This is a genomic window from Amycolatopsis sp. NPDC114504 (genome assembly GCF_055633595.1).
Window position 1 is genome coordinate 590,101 of record NZ_JBVKDU010000005.1, and the last position, 14,597, is coordinate 604,697.

Annotated in this window: 17 protein-coding genes; 9 read left to right on the forward strand and 8 right to left on the reverse strand. The window is 70.4% G+C overall.

The window, feature by feature from the left end; translation table 11 throughout:
* Genes ACZ7PG_RS38775 through ACZ7PG_RS38785 form a run of 3 tightly spaced genes read right to left on the reverse strand, consistent with a single transcriptional unit; the run spans position 1 to position 2,698 of the window.
* On the reverse strand, positions 1 to 1,623 hold the full coding sequence (locus ACZ7PG_RS38775) for an acyl-CoA dehydrogenase family protein (RefSeq protein ID WP_470244171.1): 1,623 nt from the start codon (positions 1,621 to 1,623) through the stop codon (positions 1 to 3).
* Positions 1,607 to 2,212 (reverse strand): TetR/AcrR family transcriptional regulator, encoded by a 606-nt coding sequence (locus tag ACZ7PG_RS38780; RefSeq protein ID WP_470244172.1) that lies wholly within the window; start codon positions 2,210 to 2,212, stop codon positions 1,607 to 1,609. The genes ACZ7PG_RS38775 and ACZ7PG_RS38780 overlap by 17 nt, the downstream gene beginning before the upstream one ends.
* 33 nt (positions 2,213 to 2,245) lie before the next feature.
* A complete protein-coding gene (locus ACZ7PG_RS38785; protein WP_470244173.1) occupies positions 2,246 to 2,698 on the reverse strand; it encodes a P-loop NTPase family protein in 453 nt (150 codons plus the stop codon).
* Positions 2,699 to 2,752: 54 nt separating this feature from the next.
* Between ACZ7PG_RS38785 and ACZ7PG_RS38790 the strand changes: the two genes are divergently transcribed.
* A complete protein-coding gene (locus ACZ7PG_RS38790) occupies positions 2,753 to 3,724 on the forward strand; it encodes an SDR family NAD(P)-dependent oxidoreductase (protein ID WP_470244174.1) in 972 nt (323 codons plus the stop codon).
* Here the strand turns inward: ACZ7PG_RS38790 and ACZ7PG_RS38795 are convergent.
* Positions 3,711 to 4,352, reverse strand: a complete 642-nt coding sequence (locus tag ACZ7PG_RS38795) for a DUF1345 domain-containing protein (RefSeq protein WP_470244175.1) — start codon at positions 4,350 to 4,352, stop codon at positions 3,711 to 3,713. The two genes, ACZ7PG_RS38790 and ACZ7PG_RS38795, sit on opposite strands and share 14 nt — an antisense overlap.
* 49 nt (positions 4,353 to 4,401) lie before the next feature.
* On the reverse strand, positions 4,402 to 4,959 hold the full coding sequence (locus ACZ7PG_RS38800) for a helix-turn-helix domain-containing protein (protein WP_470244176.1): 558 nt from the start codon (positions 4,957 to 4,959) through the stop codon (positions 4,402 to 4,404).
* Positions 4,960 to 5,000: 41 nt separating this feature from the next.
* Between ACZ7PG_RS38800 and ACZ7PG_RS38805 the strand changes: the two genes are divergently transcribed.
* The 5 genes from ACZ7PG_RS38805 to ACZ7PG_RS38825 all read left to right on the forward strand — a co-directional run bounded on the left by ACZ7PG_RS38805 (position 5,001) and on the right by ACZ7PG_RS38825 (position 9,048).
* The gene (locus tag ACZ7PG_RS38805; protein WP_470244177.1) at positions 5,001 to 5,519 is read left to right on the forward strand and encodes a GNAT family N-acetyltransferase; all 519 of its coding nucleotides are present in this window, start codon (positions 5,001 to 5,003) and stop codon (positions 5,517 to 5,519) included.
* Positions 5,520 to 5,551: 32 nt separating this feature from the next.
* Positions 5,552 to 6,001 (forward strand): SRPBCC domain-containing protein, encoded by a 450-nt coding sequence (locus tag ACZ7PG_RS38810; RefSeq protein WP_470244178.1) that lies wholly within the window; start codon positions 5,552 to 5,554, stop codon positions 5,999 to 6,001.
* Positions 5,998 to 6,330 carry an ArsR/SmtB family transcription factor gene (locus ACZ7PG_RS38815; RefSeq protein ID WP_470244179.1) on the forward strand — a complete coding sequence of 111 codons (333 nt, stop codon included), beginning with the start codon at positions 5,998 to 6,000 and terminating at the stop codon, positions 6,328 to 6,330. Before ACZ7PG_RS38810 ends, ACZ7PG_RS38815 begins: the two co-directional genes overlap by 4 nt.
* A gap of 12 nt (positions 6,331 to 6,342) precedes the next feature.
* On the forward strand, positions 6,343 to 6,783 hold the full coding sequence (locus ACZ7PG_RS38820) for an SRPBCC family protein (RefSeq protein ID WP_470244180.1): 441 nt from the start codon (positions 6,343 to 6,345) through the stop codon (positions 6,781 to 6,783).
* Positions 6,784 to 8,079: 1,296 nt separating this feature from the next.
* Entirely contained in the window at positions 8,080 to 9,048 is a 969-nt protein-coding gene (locus ACZ7PG_RS38825) for a tyrosine-type recombinase/integrase (RefSeq protein WP_470244181.1), read from the forward strand.
* On the opposite strand, the gene ACZ7PG_RS38830 is transcribed toward ACZ7PG_RS38825, so the two are convergent.
* Entirely contained in the window at positions 9,037 to 10,044 is a 1,008-nt protein-coding gene (locus ACZ7PG_RS38830; RefSeq protein ID WP_470244182.1) for a tryptophan dimethylallyltransferase family protein, read from the reverse strand. The two genes, ACZ7PG_RS38825 and ACZ7PG_RS38830, sit on opposite strands and share 12 nt — an antisense overlap.
* 140 nt (positions 10,045 to 10,184) lie before the next feature.
* A complete protein-coding gene (locus tag ACZ7PG_RS38835) occupies positions 10,185 to 10,565 on the reverse strand; it encodes a hypothetical protein (RefSeq protein WP_470244183.1) in 381 nt (126 codons plus the stop codon).
* Positions 10,566 to 10,631: 66 nt separating this feature from the next.
* On the opposite strand from ACZ7PG_RS38835, the gene ACZ7PG_RS38840 reads away from it, so the two are divergent.
* Positions 10,632 to 11,423 (forward strand): glycerophosphodiester phosphodiesterase, encoded by a 792-nt coding sequence (locus ACZ7PG_RS38840; RefSeq protein WP_470244184.1) that lies wholly within the window; start codon positions 10,632 to 10,634, stop codon positions 11,421 to 11,423.
* Positions 11,424 to 11,426: 3 nt separating this feature from the next.
* Here the strand turns inward: ACZ7PG_RS38840 and ACZ7PG_RS38845 are convergent, their stop codons facing one another.
* A complete protein-coding gene (locus tag ACZ7PG_RS38845) occupies positions 11,427 to 12,095 on the reverse strand; it encodes a transglycosylase family protein (RefSeq protein WP_470244185.1) in 669 nt (222 codons plus the stop codon).
* A gap of 244 nt (positions 12,096 to 12,339) precedes the next feature.
* Here ACZ7PG_RS38845 and ACZ7PG_RS38850 point away from each other — a divergent pair, with 244 nt between their 5' ends.
* Positions 12,340 to 13,740, forward strand: a complete 1,401-nt coding sequence (locus ACZ7PG_RS38850; RefSeq protein ID WP_470244186.1) for an MFS transporter — start codon at positions 12,340 to 12,342, stop codon at positions 13,738 to 13,740.
* A gap of 77 nt (positions 13,741 to 13,817) precedes the next feature.
* Complete coding sequence (locus ACZ7PG_RS38855) at positions 13,818 to 14,582, forward strand: thymidine kinase (protein ID WP_470244187.1); 765 nt, start codon at positions 13,818 to 13,820, stop codon at positions 14,580 to 14,582.
* The last annotated feature ends 15 nt before the right edge of the window (positions 14,583 to 14,597 follow it).

Below are 14,597 nucleotides of genomic sequence, written 5' to 3' on the forward strand. Positions count from 1 at the left end.
TCAGCGCACCGCCGCGCGGTCGATGATCGCGCCCGTGTCGACCCCGGCCGGCAACGTGCCGAACGCGATGCCCCAGTCGCCGCCGAAGCGGGACGCGCAGAACGCGTCCGCGACCGCCGGGTGGCCGTGGCGCACCAGCAGCGATCCCTGCAGCACCAGCGCCATCGCCTCGACCACCCGCCGCGCCCGGTACTCGATCGCGTCGAGGTCGGTCAGCTCCTTGCGGACGCGGTCGACGGCGTCGTCGAGCCGGCTGTCGCCGCCGGCCGCCCGCTCGACCTCGGCGAAGAACGCCGCGACCGTCTCCGGCTGCTTGCCCATGGCGCGCAACGCGTCCAGCGCGGCGACGTTGCCCGAGCCTTCCCAGATCGACGACAGCGGTGCCTCGCGGTAGAGCCGCGGCATGCCCGACTCCTCGACGTACCCGTTGCCGCCGAAGCATTCCAGGGCTTCGGCCGCGTGCATCGGCGCCCGCTTGCACACCCAGTACTTCGACACCGCGAGCCCGAGCCGCCGGAACGCCTGCTCCTGGGCGTCGTCGCGCCGGTCGCCCGCCGCGGCCAGCCGCATCGCCACCGTCGTCGCCGCTTCGGACTCGACCACGAGATCGGCGAGCACGTTCGCCATCAGCGGCTGGTCGACCAGGGCCTTGCCGAAGGCGTGCCGGTGGGTCGCGTGGTGGATCGCGCGGACCGCGCCCAGGCGCATGCCGGACGCGCTGCCGAGCGTGCAGTCCAGGCGGGTGTTGTTGACCATCTCGATGATGGTCCGGACCCCGCGGCCCTCCTCGCCGACGAGCCAGCCGACGGCGTGGTCGTACTCGATCTCCGACGACGCGTTGGAGCGGTTGCCCAGCTTGTCCTTCAGCCGCTGCAACCGGATCGGGTTGAGCGAGCCGTCGGGCAGGACGCGGGGGAGCAGGAAGCAGGAGAGCCCGCCGGGCGCCTGGGCGAGTGTCAGGAACATGTCCGACATCGGCGCCGAGGTGAACCACTTGTGCCCGACGAGGGTGTAGCTGCCGTCGGCGCCCGGGGTCGCCGTCGTGGTGTTGGCGCGGACGTCGGAGCCGCCCTGCTTCTCGGTCATCGACATGCCCGCGATCAGGCCGCGCTTGGTGCTCGGTTCGCGCAGCCCGAAGTCGTACTCGGTCGAGGCCAGCAGCGGCTCGTACCGCGCGGCCAGCTCCGGGTTGGCCCGCAGCGCCGGGATCGCCGCGTAGGTCATCGAAATCGGGCAGCTGTGCCCGGCCTCGACCTGCCCCCACACGTAGAACTTCGCCGCCCGGGCCGCGTGCACGCCTTCGCGCGGGTCCTGCCACGGCGTGCCGTGCAGGCCGTGCGACACCGCGACGGTCATCAGGTCGTGCCAGTACGGGTGGAACTCGACCTCGTCGATCCGGTTGCCGTAGCGGTCGTGGGTGCGCAGCACCGGCTCGTTCTCATTGACCACCCGGCCCCACTCCTGGGCCTGCTCGCTGCCGGCGAGCCGGCCCAGCTCGTGCAGCTCGTCCGACGCCCAGCCCGCGCCGGCTCGTTCGAGCCCGGCCAGCAGCGCGGGGTCGTCGGCGACGTCGTGGCCCTGCAGCGTCGGGACCTGGTTGGTGACCTCATGCGTGGCGGGCATCGGAACCTCCTAGAGCGCGGACGACGAACGTGCGGAGCTCGGCGACGTCACCGGCGTTGCCGCTGGTCAACGGGCCGATCAGGACTTCGGCGGCGGCACCCACCAGCGCGGCGGCGGTGAGCCGGCCGTCCTGGGGCGGCAGCACGCCTTGCCGGACCCCGGCGGCGACGTGCTCGGCGACGACCTCGGTGAACGCCCGCCGGAACTCGAGCCGTTCGGCATCGATCCGCGCGTCGACCGGCTCGGCGAGCAGGGCGTAGGCCTGCCGGGGAGCCTTGAGGGCGCGCTGGGCGAAGGTCTCGAACACGGCGAGGACGCGTTCGGCGGGTTCACCGGGCCGCGCGGAGGCGGCCCGGACTGCCTCGACCTCCCGTGTGACGACCTGCCGGAACACGTGCACGACCAGGTCGGCCTTGGTGGGGAAGTGCTGGTAGACACTCCCGACGGCCACCCCGGCCCGCTCGGCGACGGCGGCGACGGAGCAGCCGCTGTAGCCGAGGTCGGCAAGCTGTTCGGTCGCCGCGGCGACGATCGTCTCGCGCTGGGCGTCGAGCCGTTCCTGGACCTTCGGGGTGCGGCGGTAGGGCACGTCAAGAAGTGAAGCACTGATTCATTGCTTCAGTCAACGCTCGCCGAGGAACCGCCGCACCGCCCGCGGCGACCGCAGCTCCACCACCTCGACGCCCGACGCGGCCAGCGCGCACCGCACCGCGGGCAGGTGCCGCCACCGGTAGCTCAGCACCCACGACCAGAAGTCCCACCGCTCACGACCCCGCCGCACCGCCCGCCACACACACCGCGCCGGCGACAGGTTCAGCAGCACCGCTGCGTCCGCCACCGCGGCCCGGACCTCCAGCACGTCGTACGGACCGAGATCACCGTCGAGGATCCACTTCGGACTCGCCACCAGCTCCCGTTGCCGCGCAACCCACTCCGCCCGGGACAACCCGGCCGGGCCCGGCTGCCAGAACACGCCGTCCAGCTCCACCACCGGCAACCCGGTCCGCGCCCCGAGCGCCCGCGCGAACACCGACTTCCCGGACCCGCCGCACCCCAGCACCAGCACCCGCTCCACGCCGCCATTCTCGCGCTTGCGCTGGAGCGCGCTCCAGCTCCTACCGTCGAACCCATGACCACTCCGCAGCACAAGATCGGCTCCGGCTTCGGGGCCTCCAGCACCGCGGCCGAGGTCCTCGCCGGCGTCGACCTGACCGGCAAGCTCGCCCTCGTCACCGGCGGCTACTCGGGCATCGGCCTGGAGACCACCCGCGTTCTCGCGGACGCCGGTGCCCGCGTCGTCGTCCCCGCCCGCCGCCGCGCCGCGGCCGAGGACGCCCTCGACGGGATCCCGAACGCCGAGGTCGGCGAGCTCGACCTCGGCGACCTCGACAGCGTCCGCGCCTTCGCCGGCGGCTTCCTCGACTCCGGCCGCCGTCTCGACCTCGTCGTCGGCAGCGCCGGCATCATGGCCTGCCCCGAAACCCGCGTCGGCCCCGGGTGGGAAGCCCAGTTCGCCACCAACCACCTCGGCCACTTCGCCCTGGTCAACCACCTCTGGCCGGCCATCGCCGACGGCGCCCGCGTCGTCTCCGTCTCCTCGCGCGGCCACCACTTCTCGCCGGTCCGCTGGGACGACGTCCACTTCGGACACGACTACGACCGGTGGCTCGCCTACGGGCAGGCCAAGACCGCCAACGTCCTGTTCGCCGTCCACCTCGACCGCCTCGGCCGGGATCGCGGTGTGCGGGCCTTCGCGCTGCACCCCGGCTCGATCATGACCAACCTCCTGCGCCACATCCCGCGGGAAGAATGGCGCGCCCACGGCTGGCTCGACGAACACGGCAACCCCACCGACTACTTCAAGACCGTCGAGGCCGGTGCCGCCACCCAGGTCTGGGCCGCGACTTCCGCTCAGCTCGACGGTATGGGCGGGGTCTACCTCGAAGACTGCGACATCGCCGAGCCCGCGCCCGCGGACGACGGCGTCACCGCGGTCCGCCACCGTGTCGGCGTCCGCGAGTACGCCGTCGACCCCGAGCAGGCCGCGCGGCTGTGGGCGTTGTCGGCCGAGCTCACCGGCATCGACGCTATTTCCCGGTGATCACGCCGACCGCGATCCCGAGGATGGCCGTGTTGTAGACGAACGACACCACGCTGTGCGTCAGCACCGTGTACCGGATCGGCCGCGCCTGAACCTCCACATCGGACGTCGCGAACGACGTCCCCACGGTGAACGCGAAGTAGGCGAAGTCCAGCAGGTTCGGCCGTTCCGTCGCCGGGAACCGCAGTCCGGATCCCGGGGCGGCCCGGTAGTGCAGGTGCGCGTAGCGGTCGGCGTACCCGAAGTGCAGCAGGATCCACGCCGCCAGCACCGCCGGCACCGCACTGATCTGCAGCACCGACGCGTACTCGTCGTCCTCCTCGGCGATCACGTTCGCCACGAGGATCAGGAAGCCCGCCGACATCCCGACGACGCTCACCAGCAGCGTCGCCGCGAAGCTCGAGCGCCGGCCCAGCAGGCTGTGCAGCCACGTCGGCTCGCCGTCACCCGCGAGCCGGTAGCGCCGGATACGCACGAACCGGGTCACGATCACCGCCACCGCCAGCACGTCCCACGCCAGCAGGAACACCACGTCCAGCCCGGTGTCCGGGGCGATGAGCCAGCCCAATCCCAGCAGTACCAGCAGGAACTCCGCGCACTGGTACCAGATCCTCCGCAGTCGACGCACCGCGCGAAGTTAGCGGTCCGAGCGCGCGAGGGCACGCCGGATCACCTGGTCAGGTGGCGCGCGGCACCAGCGCGACCAGGTAGCGGCAGGGCCGCGAGCCCGGGTTCGTGAACACGCGCTCCGGCGCGGTCCCCAGCTGCAGGCAGTCCCCGGCGTCCAGCTCGTGCACCTCGGCGCCTTCGCGCAGGCGCAGGTGCCCGTCCAGCACCCAGATCTGCTGGTGCAGGAACCCGCTGGCGAGCAACGGCACCTCCGCGCCGGCGGGCAGCTCGATCTCGACCAGCTCCAGCGGACGGCCGCCGGCGGGGGAGACCGCGCGCCGCCGGTACCCGGTGTCCGGGTCCACCCACACCGGCTGTTCGGCCGCGCGCACCAGCCGCCGCTCGTCGCCTTCGGCTCGCGCGATCAGCTCCGACAGCGTCATCCCGAGCGCCGACGACAGCTTCGCCAGCAACGCCGCCGTCGGCTGGACGTCACCCCGCTCGATCTTGCCGATCATCGCCCGCGACACCCCGGACGCCTCGGCCAGAGCGGCCGCCGAGAGCCCTCGGGACGTCCGTGCGGCGTGCACGGTGGCGGCCAGGCGAGTGGTCAGGGGATCGGTCATGGGTTGATACTATACGACCTGTACTGGCTACCATATGAGCCATGCTGATCCGAGACGCCACCCCTGAAGACGCGGCTGCCTGCGCCGCCATCTACGCGCCCTACGTCACCGACACCGTCATCTCCTTCGAAGACGAGCCACCGTCGGCAGAAGAGATGGCTCGCCGGATCGCCCAGGCCCACGCCTGGTTCGTCCTCGAAGACGACGGTGCCGTCTCCGGCTTCGCCTACGCCCATTCCTTCGCCGCGCGTGCCGCCTATCGGTGGTCGTGCGAGACGAGCATCTACCTCGAACGCGGCCGCCGCCGGACCGGCGGTGGCCGCGCGCTGTACGAGACGTTGTTCGAACGGCTGCGCAAGCGCGGGTTCTGCCGCGCCCTGGCGGGCATGGCCCTGCCCAACGACGCGAGCGCCGGCCTGCACCGCGCGCTCGGGTTCGAGCCGGTCGGCGTCTACCGCCGGGTCGGCTGGAAGCACGGCGCCTGGCGCGACGTCGCGTGGGTCCAGAAGGACCTTCATGCAACCGATGGTTGCACATCGCCGCCGGCACCGCTAACGTGACACGCAACCAAACGTTGCACTAGGAGCCCGGCATGGAATACGGAACACTCGACCGCGAGATCCACATCGACGCCACCCCCGACGTGGTCTTCGACGTCGTCAGCAGCCCCGAACACCTCCGCGAGTGGTGGCCCGACGAGGCCGAGTACCCCGTCGAACCCGGTGGTGCGGGCCGGATCGGCTTCGGCGGCAGCTGGGTGCAGTTCACCGTCGTCGACGCCATCCCCCCGAAGCTCTTCTCCTTCCGCTGGGCTCACGCCGAGGGCGAGACGGCCGCGCCCGGCAACTCGTTCCTCGTCGTCTTCGAGCTCGAAGCCTCGGGGACCGGCACGCGCCTGCGGATGACCGAGACCGGCTTCCGCGAGCGCGGCTGGGACGAAGCCAAGATCGCCGCCGAGTACGCCGACCACGTCAGCGGCTGGGACCACTTCCTCCCGCGCCTGCCCGCGTACACCGTCAAGGTGGGAGCCGCGACCCCGTGAGCACCGCCGTGGACGACGACCTCTGGTCGGCCATCGGCGACCCCACCCGGCGCCGCCTGCTCGACCTGCTGCTGAACGACGGCAGCGCGACCGCCACGAGCCTGAGCGAGCACCTCCCGGTGACCCGCCAGGCCGTCGCGAAGCACCTCACCGTCCTCGACCGCGTCGGCCTCGTGCACGCGACGGCCGCCGGGCGCGAGAAGCAGTACCGCGTCGACGAAGCTCAGCTCGCCCGCGCCGTCGCGCAGCTGGCCGACGTCGGCGCCGCCTGGGACGCCCGGCTCCGCCGCATCAAGCGCATCGCCGAAACCATCCAGAAGAACCTCTAGAGAGGCACGACCATGGACATCCTGCACCGCATCGGCATCGAGAAGTCCACGCCGGAGAAGGTCTACGAGGCCGTCACCACCCTCGACGGCCTGTCCGCGTGGTGGGCCCACAAGACCGTGGGCGACGTCGAGCTCGGCGGCGTCATCGCGTTCCGGTTCACCGCCGGCGGCTTCGACATGAAGGTCACCGAGCTCGACCCGGGCCGGCTCGTCCGCTGGGAGGTCGTCGACGGACCGCCCGAGTGGGTCGGCACGACGATCCGCTGGGACATCGAACAGCGCGGCGACTACACGATCGTCCTGTTCAAGCACGAAGGCTGGCGCGAGGCCGCCGAGTTCATGCACCACTGCAGCACGAAGTGGGCGATCTTCCTGATGAGCCTCAAGCAGCTGCTGGAGACCGGGAAGGGCGCCCCGGACCCGCACGACGTCGCGATCAGCGACTGGCACTGACGCGCTTACCAGCCCTCCGTCAGCACGTGGTCGAGCTCGTCGGCGAAGTAGTCGGCGTCCGCATTGGACAGATCGAGGTTGGTCGGTTCCTTGGCCACCAACCTGGTGGCCCGGTCGCGGCCGGGGTCGCGTCGACCAGCTTCACGTTCGCCTTGGCGTCGGCCGCGGCGCCGGAAGGACCCGGCCACCGCAGGCCGCGCACAGGACCCCGATCGCGCCAAGGCGCCGATCGTGAGTCTGGGGGAGAGGGACATCGTGGTGACAAGGGGAAGCCCGGCGCGACGTAGTAGTCGCCGGTGGTGAGGTCGACGCAGCTGGACAGGGTGGTCGACCACTGGTCCGGCTCCGGGACCCGCTCGTCCGGGTGGGTGCAGACGGAGTCGGGCCGCCCGAGGTGATCGGACATCGCCGCGTGGATCGCGGTGCGCACGTCGACGGACTTCTCTGCCCCCGGCCGCCTTCCGCACGCCGCGGCGAGCCCGGGGGACACGCACCAATGAGTCCGGCGACATCAGCCGGTGATCCGGCGCCGGCGGGTCGACGGCCTCGTAGTGCTTGCCGTGCACCAGAAGCCCACGTCACGGTCGTCCTCATCGCACCGCACTCACCGACGGGACTGACGCGCTCATCCAAGGCGTCGCGGTGTCGGACGTGGAGAGCACGGTCGAGTACTCGCACACCCTCACGACGCTACGCCAGCAGATGGGGTTCTGAGGGGAGGCTCTCGGATCGACTACTTGACATAATGTACATTATCGGCACTTGGGGACACGCTGCGCCGAAGAGTCGGTAGGGGTGCCGAAGCCGGCCTTCGAGCAGTGCGTCCGGTTCGTCAGGACGACTTCTCCTGAGGTTTCTCGTTGAGCCTTCCGACGTACTGGCCGCCAAGGGCCCCTGGAGACGCCTTCGGGAGGCCGCAGGAGCATCCCCTGAAGTCGACGATCGGATGCGCTGCCACCCGACCTCAAAACGTCACGGTGACGAAACTATGTCAGATGCTCCGGCGTTGAGACGGCGGTTGGCGACATGTCCGCGGGCGTCCTGGCGGCCGATTCGCCCCCGGGTGACCCATAGGCGGTCCAGAGCGATCTCCGTGGCGCTCGAACATATGTACGCATCCCCGCCGCGGGCACTCAGAGGGCGGATTCGAGCCCTGAATGGCCCTCCGAGGGTCTCGGATCCCCCAAGAGGGCCATTCCGGACCAAACCGACATTTCATGCATAATGGCGATTATGCATGAAATGGGAGGTGACCCGGCGACCGGAATTGTCGGTGCCGTGCTGTAGAAGATCCACATGAAGGTTTCCGAGGCCCAGCAAGCCTTCTTCGCGGCCCGCCGGCCCCGCAAGGACTCTCCGCACACCACCGATGCCTACCGCCGTGACCTCGCCGGGATCACCACTCTCCTGGTTTCCCAGCTCGGCCGCCCGGCCGAAGACCTGGACGTCGCCGATCTGACCGGCCCGGCGCTGCGGTCGGTGTTCGGTGTGTTCGCCGACGGCCATGCGAAGAGCTCGGTGCTGCGGGCCTGGTCGACGTGGAACCAGTTCCTGACGTTCTGCGTGGCGGACGGGCTGCTGGAGGGCAATCCGATGGGTGCGGTGGCGCGGCCGCGGACGCCGGCGTTGACGCCGAAACCGTTGCGGGGCGAGGAAACCCCGGAGCAGCTGCTGTCGGCGGCGGCCGCGGGTTCGCGGCGTGCGCGGGATCCGTGGCCGGAGCGGGATGTGCTGGTGATCGCGCTGGGGCTGGTGGCGGGGTTGCGGGCGGCGGAGATGCGGGCGTTGACGGCGCGGTCGCTGGTGGGGCGTGCGGGTGAGCTGCGGTTGCACGTGAAGGGGAAGGGCAGCCGGGATCGGTCGATTCCGGTGCAGCCGGTGCTGGCGGAGTTGATCGAGCGGTACCGGGAGTCGTGCCGGGTGCGGTTTTCGAGTGTGCGGTTCTCCCCTGGTTCGCCGTTGCTGCTGGATCGGTCGGGTGAGCCGATCGGGCGGGGTGCGCTGGAGTACCTGGTGAAGTCGTGTTATCGGGGGGCGGGGTTGCACGACCGGGTGCCGGTGGGGGCGAATCTGCATGCTTTGCGGCACACGTTCGCGACGCGGTTGGCGGAGGACGGGGCGACGGCGTCGGAGATCATGGCGTTGCTGGGGCACGCGAGCTTGGCGACGAGCCAGAACTACATCGAGGCGACGGGCCGGGAGCAACGTGCGGCGGCGGCGAGCAATCGGACGTACCGGGCGTTGGACGGGCTGTCACCGGGGTGATCCGTCGAGGCCGGCGTAGATCGTCACGACGGGGTCTTCGGGTTGTTTGTAGCTGAGCCAGCTGAGCCGGTGTGCGCGGGTGAGGTCGGTTCCGGAGATGGCGGTGGCGAGGGCGTGGAAGTGGTCCGGGGCGATGCCGGAGAGTTCCAGGAGATCGAGTACGCGGGCGGCGGCTTCGGCGTCGTTGTCGAGGTTGGGGTCGAGCGGGCAGTAGAGCGTGGCCGAGGCGGGGCGTGGGCTGCTCCCCCGGAAAGCCAGGCAGGTCATGGGGGCTTTGGCGAGGTCGGTGGTGGGGTGGCCGTAGACGCGGGTGAGGATCTTGGTGAAGAGGTCCGGCTGGTGGTCGTCGGCGAGGGCGGCGACGCGCTCGAGGTCGGCCGGGTCGCTGCCGGTGTGGCGGAGGTAGAGCTTGACCCTGGCTTCGGGTGCGGCGTCGAGGTCCAGTGCGAAGACCGCGATCTCGTGGTGGGGTGCGTCGGTCCACGGTGCGCGGAGCCCCAGGCGGTCCATGGCTTCGGCGACGGTTCGGTGGGGCTGTCCGCCCGCGGAGGGGTCGAGGTACACCTTGAACAGCGGCGTGCCGGTCCTGAGCGCGGTCGCGCAGAACATCGAGAACAGGCCGCCTGCCGGGGTGAAGAGATCTTCGATGAGGTGCAGCCTGGTCACGTCGGCGGTGGGCAGCCGTCGGATGAAGTGGTGGTCGGTGAGGCGTTCGGCGGTGTCCAGGGCTTCGAAGCCCATCCTGGCTTCGGCGCCGGTGCGGGTCAGGGCGAAGGAGAACTCGACGGGTGAGCCGTCGTTCGCGGCGAACGACGGCTGGTGGTCGAAGTCGGTGACGGGCCGGTCGGCCCAGTCCCCCATCAGGGTGGTCGCGAGGTCGGCGTGGTGGAGGTCGACGACCCGCGAGGCCGCGGCGAGGTGGGCGGTGACGACGTCCCGGTAGGTGGGTGTGTCCGTGCTGTCGACGCTCGCCCAGGCCCGCGCGCGTTCCGTCATCCGCCTCATCCCCCACGTTCAGCTCACCGACGGGTACTGAGCGTCAGGGTTTCAGGCGCGGGTGGCCGGGGGCGATCCTTTGCGTACCGGCAAGGTGACGGGGTGTGCAAGATGTGCCCGAACGTCCTTGGCCGTACCGGTCAGCGGAGCTGTTCGAGGTCCTTGGCGGCGCGGGCGATGTCGTCGGCCAGGGCCCGCAACTCGCGGACGTCGGCGCCGTCGTCGGCGGCGGTCACGATGTCTTCCGCGGCGCAGCGGAGCTGGAACAGCCGGTCCTGGAGGGCGGCGACTTCGGTGTCGGACAGCACGACGGCGTCCTCGGGCAGGCCGCTTCGCTGCAGTGCGGTGCGGCGTTCGTAGGCGCGTTGGCGGCAGGACTGGCCGCAGTACCGGCGGCGGCGGCCGACGTTGCCGGCTTCGGGGAGGCGTCGTCCGCACCAGCCGCAGTGCCGGGGCGCGCCGCGGCGGGCGGGCGCGACTTCGACGGGGACGGGCTGGGCTAGTTCGGCGGCTTCCCTCACCAGGGAGACCCTAGCTGGCCACCGGTTGCTCATGCCGGGGTCATGGCGGAAGTGCACACTTGAGGGATGCAGTCGTCGTTTCCGTACCTGGCCGATCCGCTCCCCCGTGCGTTCGCGCACCGGGGGTGGCACCTCGACGAGCTCGACGGGCTGGAGAATTCGCTGCCGGCGTTCCGGCGGGCGTGTGCGGAAGGGTACCGGTACGTCGAGACGGATGTGCACGCGACGGCGGACGGTGTGGTGGTCGTGCACCACGACGCGCGGCTGGACCGGACGACCGACGGGTCGGGGGCGATCGCGACGCAGACGTGGGAGCAGCTGAAGAACGTCAAGGTGGGTGGGCGGGCTCCGCTGTCGCGGCTGGAGGACGTGCTGGAGGAGCTGCCGGACGCGCGGTTCAACATCGACGTGAAGGCTGATCAGGCGGTGACGCCGTTCGTCGAGGTGCTGGAGCGGACGCGGGCGCACGACCGGGTGGCCGCGGCGGCGTTTTCGGACGCGCGGCTGGTGCGGTTGCGGAAGCTGGCGGGCCCGAAGCTGGTGACGGCGATGGGGCCGCGGTCGGCGTTCGCGTTGTGGGCGCGGGGGAAGCTGCCGCTGCTCCCCCTGGGGCGGCTGGTGCTGGGTGCGATGGCGCAGGTGCCGGTGCGGCAGGGGGCGCTGCGGGTGGTGGACAAGGCGTTCCTGTCGATGGCGGGGCGGTCCGGGATCGAGGTGCACACGTGGACCATCGATGATCCGGCGGAGATGCGGATGTTGCTGGACCTGGGTGTGCACGGGATCGTGACGGACCGGCCGGATCTTCTGCGTGAGGTGCTGATCGAGCGCGGCTCCTGGCAGCGGTCCCAGGAGCCGTGACCGTCAGCGGGGTGGCTTGCCGTTCCAGGCGGCTTCCCAGGTCTTGGGGCCGAGCAGGCCGCTGTCCTTGATGCCGTTGGCGCGCTGGAGGTCGAGGACGGCGGTGCGTGTCTTTTCGTAGTAGCAGCCGGTGCCGGTGAAGCCGTAGCCGAAGGCGTTCATGCGGAGCTGGAAGGCTTTGAGCGGGGCGGCGCAGTCGCCGAAGGCGTAGACGACGCCGGGCCACGGCGGTTTGCCGTTCGGGGGCGGCGGGGTGGGTGCGGGGGCCGGTCCGCCGCCGATGTAGGCGGCTTCGGCGTAGCTGGGGACGCGCTTGCTGCGGGCGTCGGCGTCGCCGGCGAGCTTGAGCATGCCGGCGCACTGCCAGGGCTGCCAGCCGCGCATGCGGTAGAGGTAGAGGGCGCGGTAGTCCTGTTCGGACGGTGCGGCCTGGTCGGGGCGGCCGGCGCCGCCGACGCTGCGCCAGGTGGGCAGGTCGAACTGGTAGGCGCCGTAGTAGCCGTTGCCGGTGTTGGTGGCGTAGCGGCCGCTGGACTCGCACATGCGGAGCTTGGCCCAGGCCGTGGACGCGGGGTCCGCGGCGGCGAGGGCGGGAATGGTGAGCTGCAGACCCAAGGCGGCGATGGCGAGAAGCAGGATTCTCGCGGTGGTGCGTCTCCGGTTCTGGATCATGGAAGCACAGTAGAAGCGTGTCCCACTGACCACAAGGGACACACTGCCCGCCTGAGTCTCACATGAAACTCTGTTCACACGAGTCAGCGACACGCGGTGACGCGCCGACCGTGATTGCCCCGGAAGTGGCGGATGATCACGAAGCGACAAAGCGGACACGGTTTGGCGGTCCGGTCCCCCGCGTTCGGATGCGCCCCGTAGTCTCCGCGCTGACCTGCTGATCTTCGAGGTGAAGGAGCCGTGGATGACGCTGGCCGGAACGCGCTCGACCCAGCGCGAGCGCTGGGGCTGGTATTTCTACGACTGGGCGAATTCGCCGTTCTATTCGTCGACGACGACGGTGTTCGGCGCCCTTTCGATGAGCACGATCGCGGCCGCGGACGCGAAGTCGAACTTCACCCTTAACGGGGACCGCGCGTGCCTCGACGCGGCGGGCCAGCCGGACACTTTGCACAACTGCGACGTGACGCTGTTCGGGCTGCACTTCCCGGCCGGTTCGGTGTGGGGCTACCTGCTGTCGGTGGCGACGGTGGTGCAGGTGCTGGTGCTGCCGATCGCGGGGGCGGTGGCCGACCGGAGCCACAACAAGCGCCGGATCCTGGGCGGGTTCGCGTTCCTGGGTGCGGCGGCCGCGGCGGCGATGTTCTTCTTCGCCGGGTCGGACTGGCAGCTGGGCGTGGTCCTGTTCATCATCGCGAACATCGGCTACGGCGGTTCGCTGGTCGTCTACTACTCGTTCCTGGTCGACATCGGCGGGCCGGACGAGCGGGACGACATCTCGGCGAAGGGCTGGGCGTTCGGGTACCTGGGCGGCGGGCTCGCGCTGGTGTTGCAGCTGGGGCTCTACCTCGGCCACGACGCCGTCGGCGTGAGCAAGGACCTGGCGGTGCAGATCTGCTTCCTGACCTCGGGGCTGTGGTGGGCGCTGTTCACCATCCCGGCGGTGCGGGCGCTCCCCCGCCGGCACACCCCGGTGGACGTCGTGCCGGGGAGGTCGGTGCTGCGGGCGGGGTTCGCGGAGCTGAGGCAGACGATCGTGGCGGCGAAGGCGTACCCGTTGACGCTGGCCTTCCTGGGCAGCTACCTGGTCTTCACCGACGGGATCAACACCGTGGTGACGGTGTCGGCGCAGTACGGCAAGGACGAGCTGAAGTTCGGCAACGAGGTCCTGATCGTGACGATCCTGGTGATCCAGTTCGTGGCGTACCTGGGCGGGACGTTGCACGGGCTGGTGGCGCGGCGGATCGGGGCGAAGCGGACGATCCTGGGCAGCCTGGTGCTGTGGGTCGTGGTGCTGGCCGGGGCGTACTTCGTGCAGCCGAAGCAGATGGTGCAGTTCCTCGCGGTGGCGGTCGGGATCGGGCTGGTGCTGGGCGGGACGAACGCGTTGTCGCGGTCGTTGTTCAGCCAGATGATCCCGGCGGGCAAGGACGCGCAGTACTACTCGCTCTACGTCGTGGGTGAGCGCGGGACGTCGTGGCTGGGGCCGCTGCTGTTCGCCGGGGTGGGGCAGGCGACGGGGTCGTTCCGGCTGGCCATCATCGCGCTGGTGATCTTCTTCGCGGCGGGGCTGGTGCTCGCCTGGCTGGTGCCGGTGCGGCGCGCGATCGTGGCCGCGGGCAACACGCCGCCGGAGGTTCTGTGACGCTGTGACGTGGCTCGTTCGGCTGTCACGCGGGGCTGTCCTGAACGACTGTCCAGACACCGATAGGGTCAGGTGTCGTGACCTTGTTGAACGACCGGGCTGCCGGCCCCGATCCGACCGACGCGCTCTCGTCGGTTCCCGCGGCCGGTTCGCGCCGCGGGACGCCGCCGGTGGGCAGATTGAAGTTCTGTTACGGACCGATGGACTGCGGGAAGTCGACCCTGGCGCTGCAGATCGACCACAACCACGCGCGGCAGGGCCGGCGCGGTCTGGTGCTGGTGCGCCACGACCGCTCGGGCGCGCCGCAGATCTCGAGCCGGATCGGGCTGAGCCGACAGGCGGTGGAGGTCGGCGAGGACACCGACGTGCGTGACCTGGTGCGTCAGGAGTGGGCGCGCGGGCAGCACGTGGACTACGTCGTGGTGGACGAGGCGCAGTTCCTCTCCCCCGGGCAGGTCGACCAGCTGGCGGAACTGGCCGACGAGGTCGAGATCGACGTGTACTGCTTCGGGATCGCGACGGACTTCCGGAGCCGGTTGTTCCCCGGGGCCGCTCGCCTGTTCGAACTCGCGGACGAACTGCAACCCGTTCAGGTGGAAGTGCTGTGCTGGTGCGGGCTGCCGGGACGGTTCAACGCGCGGGTGCTCGAGGGCGAGGTCGTGCGCGAGGGCGACACCGTCGTGGTGGCAGATACCGAACAATCCGTAGTTGAATCTTCAGCTTTGGCCGGTTTTGAGGCCGAAAATGCTACTGTGCGTTATCAGGTATTGTGTCGCCGCCACTTCCGATCGGGTGACTTGGGGCCCGTTACTGGTCGTCACGGTCAGTTACGGTTGACCTGACATGGACCCGAGTAG

Excerpts from the sequence above, each read along its gene's own strand:
- ACZ7PG_RS38825 (WP_470244181.1), top strand. The coding sequence starts at position 8,080 with ATGAAGGTTTCCGAGGCCCAGCAAGCCTTCTTCGCGGCCCGCCGGCCC.
- ACZ7PG_RS38850 (WP_470244186.1), top strand. The coding sequence starts at position 12,340 with ATGACGCTGGCCGGAACGCGCTCGACCCAGCGCGAGCGCTGGGGCTGG.
- ACZ7PG_RS38800 (WP_470244176.1), bottom strand. The coding sequence starts at position 4,959 with ATGACCGATCCCCTGACCACTCGCCTGGCCGCCACCGTGCACGCCGCA.
- ACZ7PG_RS38810 (WP_470244178.1), top strand. The coding sequence starts at position 5,552 with ATGGAATACGGAACACTCGACCGCGAGATCCACATCGACGCCACCCCC.
- ACZ7PG_RS38775 (WP_470244171.1), bottom strand. The coding sequence starts at position 1,623 with ATGCCCGCCACGCATGAGGTCACCAACCAGGTCCCGACGCTGCAGGGC.
- ACZ7PG_RS38830 (WP_470244182.1), bottom strand. The coding sequence starts at position 10,044 with ATGACGGAACGCGCGCGGGCCTGGGCGAGCGTCGACAGCACGGACACA.
- ACZ7PG_RS38820 (WP_470244180.1), top strand. The coding sequence starts at position 6,343 with ATGGACATCCTGCACCGCATCGGCATCGAGAAGTCCACGCCGGAGAAG.
- ACZ7PG_RS38805 (WP_470244177.1), top strand. The coding sequence starts at position 5,001 with ATGCTGATCCGAGACGCCACCCCTGAAGACGCGGCTGCCTGCGCCGCC.
- ACZ7PG_RS38845 (WP_470244185.1), bottom strand. The coding sequence starts at position 12,095 with ATGATCCAGAACCGGAGACGCACCACCGCGAGAATCCTGCTTCTCGCC.
- ACZ7PG_RS38790 (WP_470244174.1), top strand. The coding sequence starts at position 2,753 with ATGACCACTCCGCAGCACAAGATCGGCTCCGGCTTCGGGGCCTCCAGC.
- ACZ7PG_RS38840 (WP_470244184.1), top strand. The coding sequence starts at position 10,632 with ATGCAGTCGTCGTTTCCGTACCTGGCCGATCCGCTCCCCCGTGCGTTC.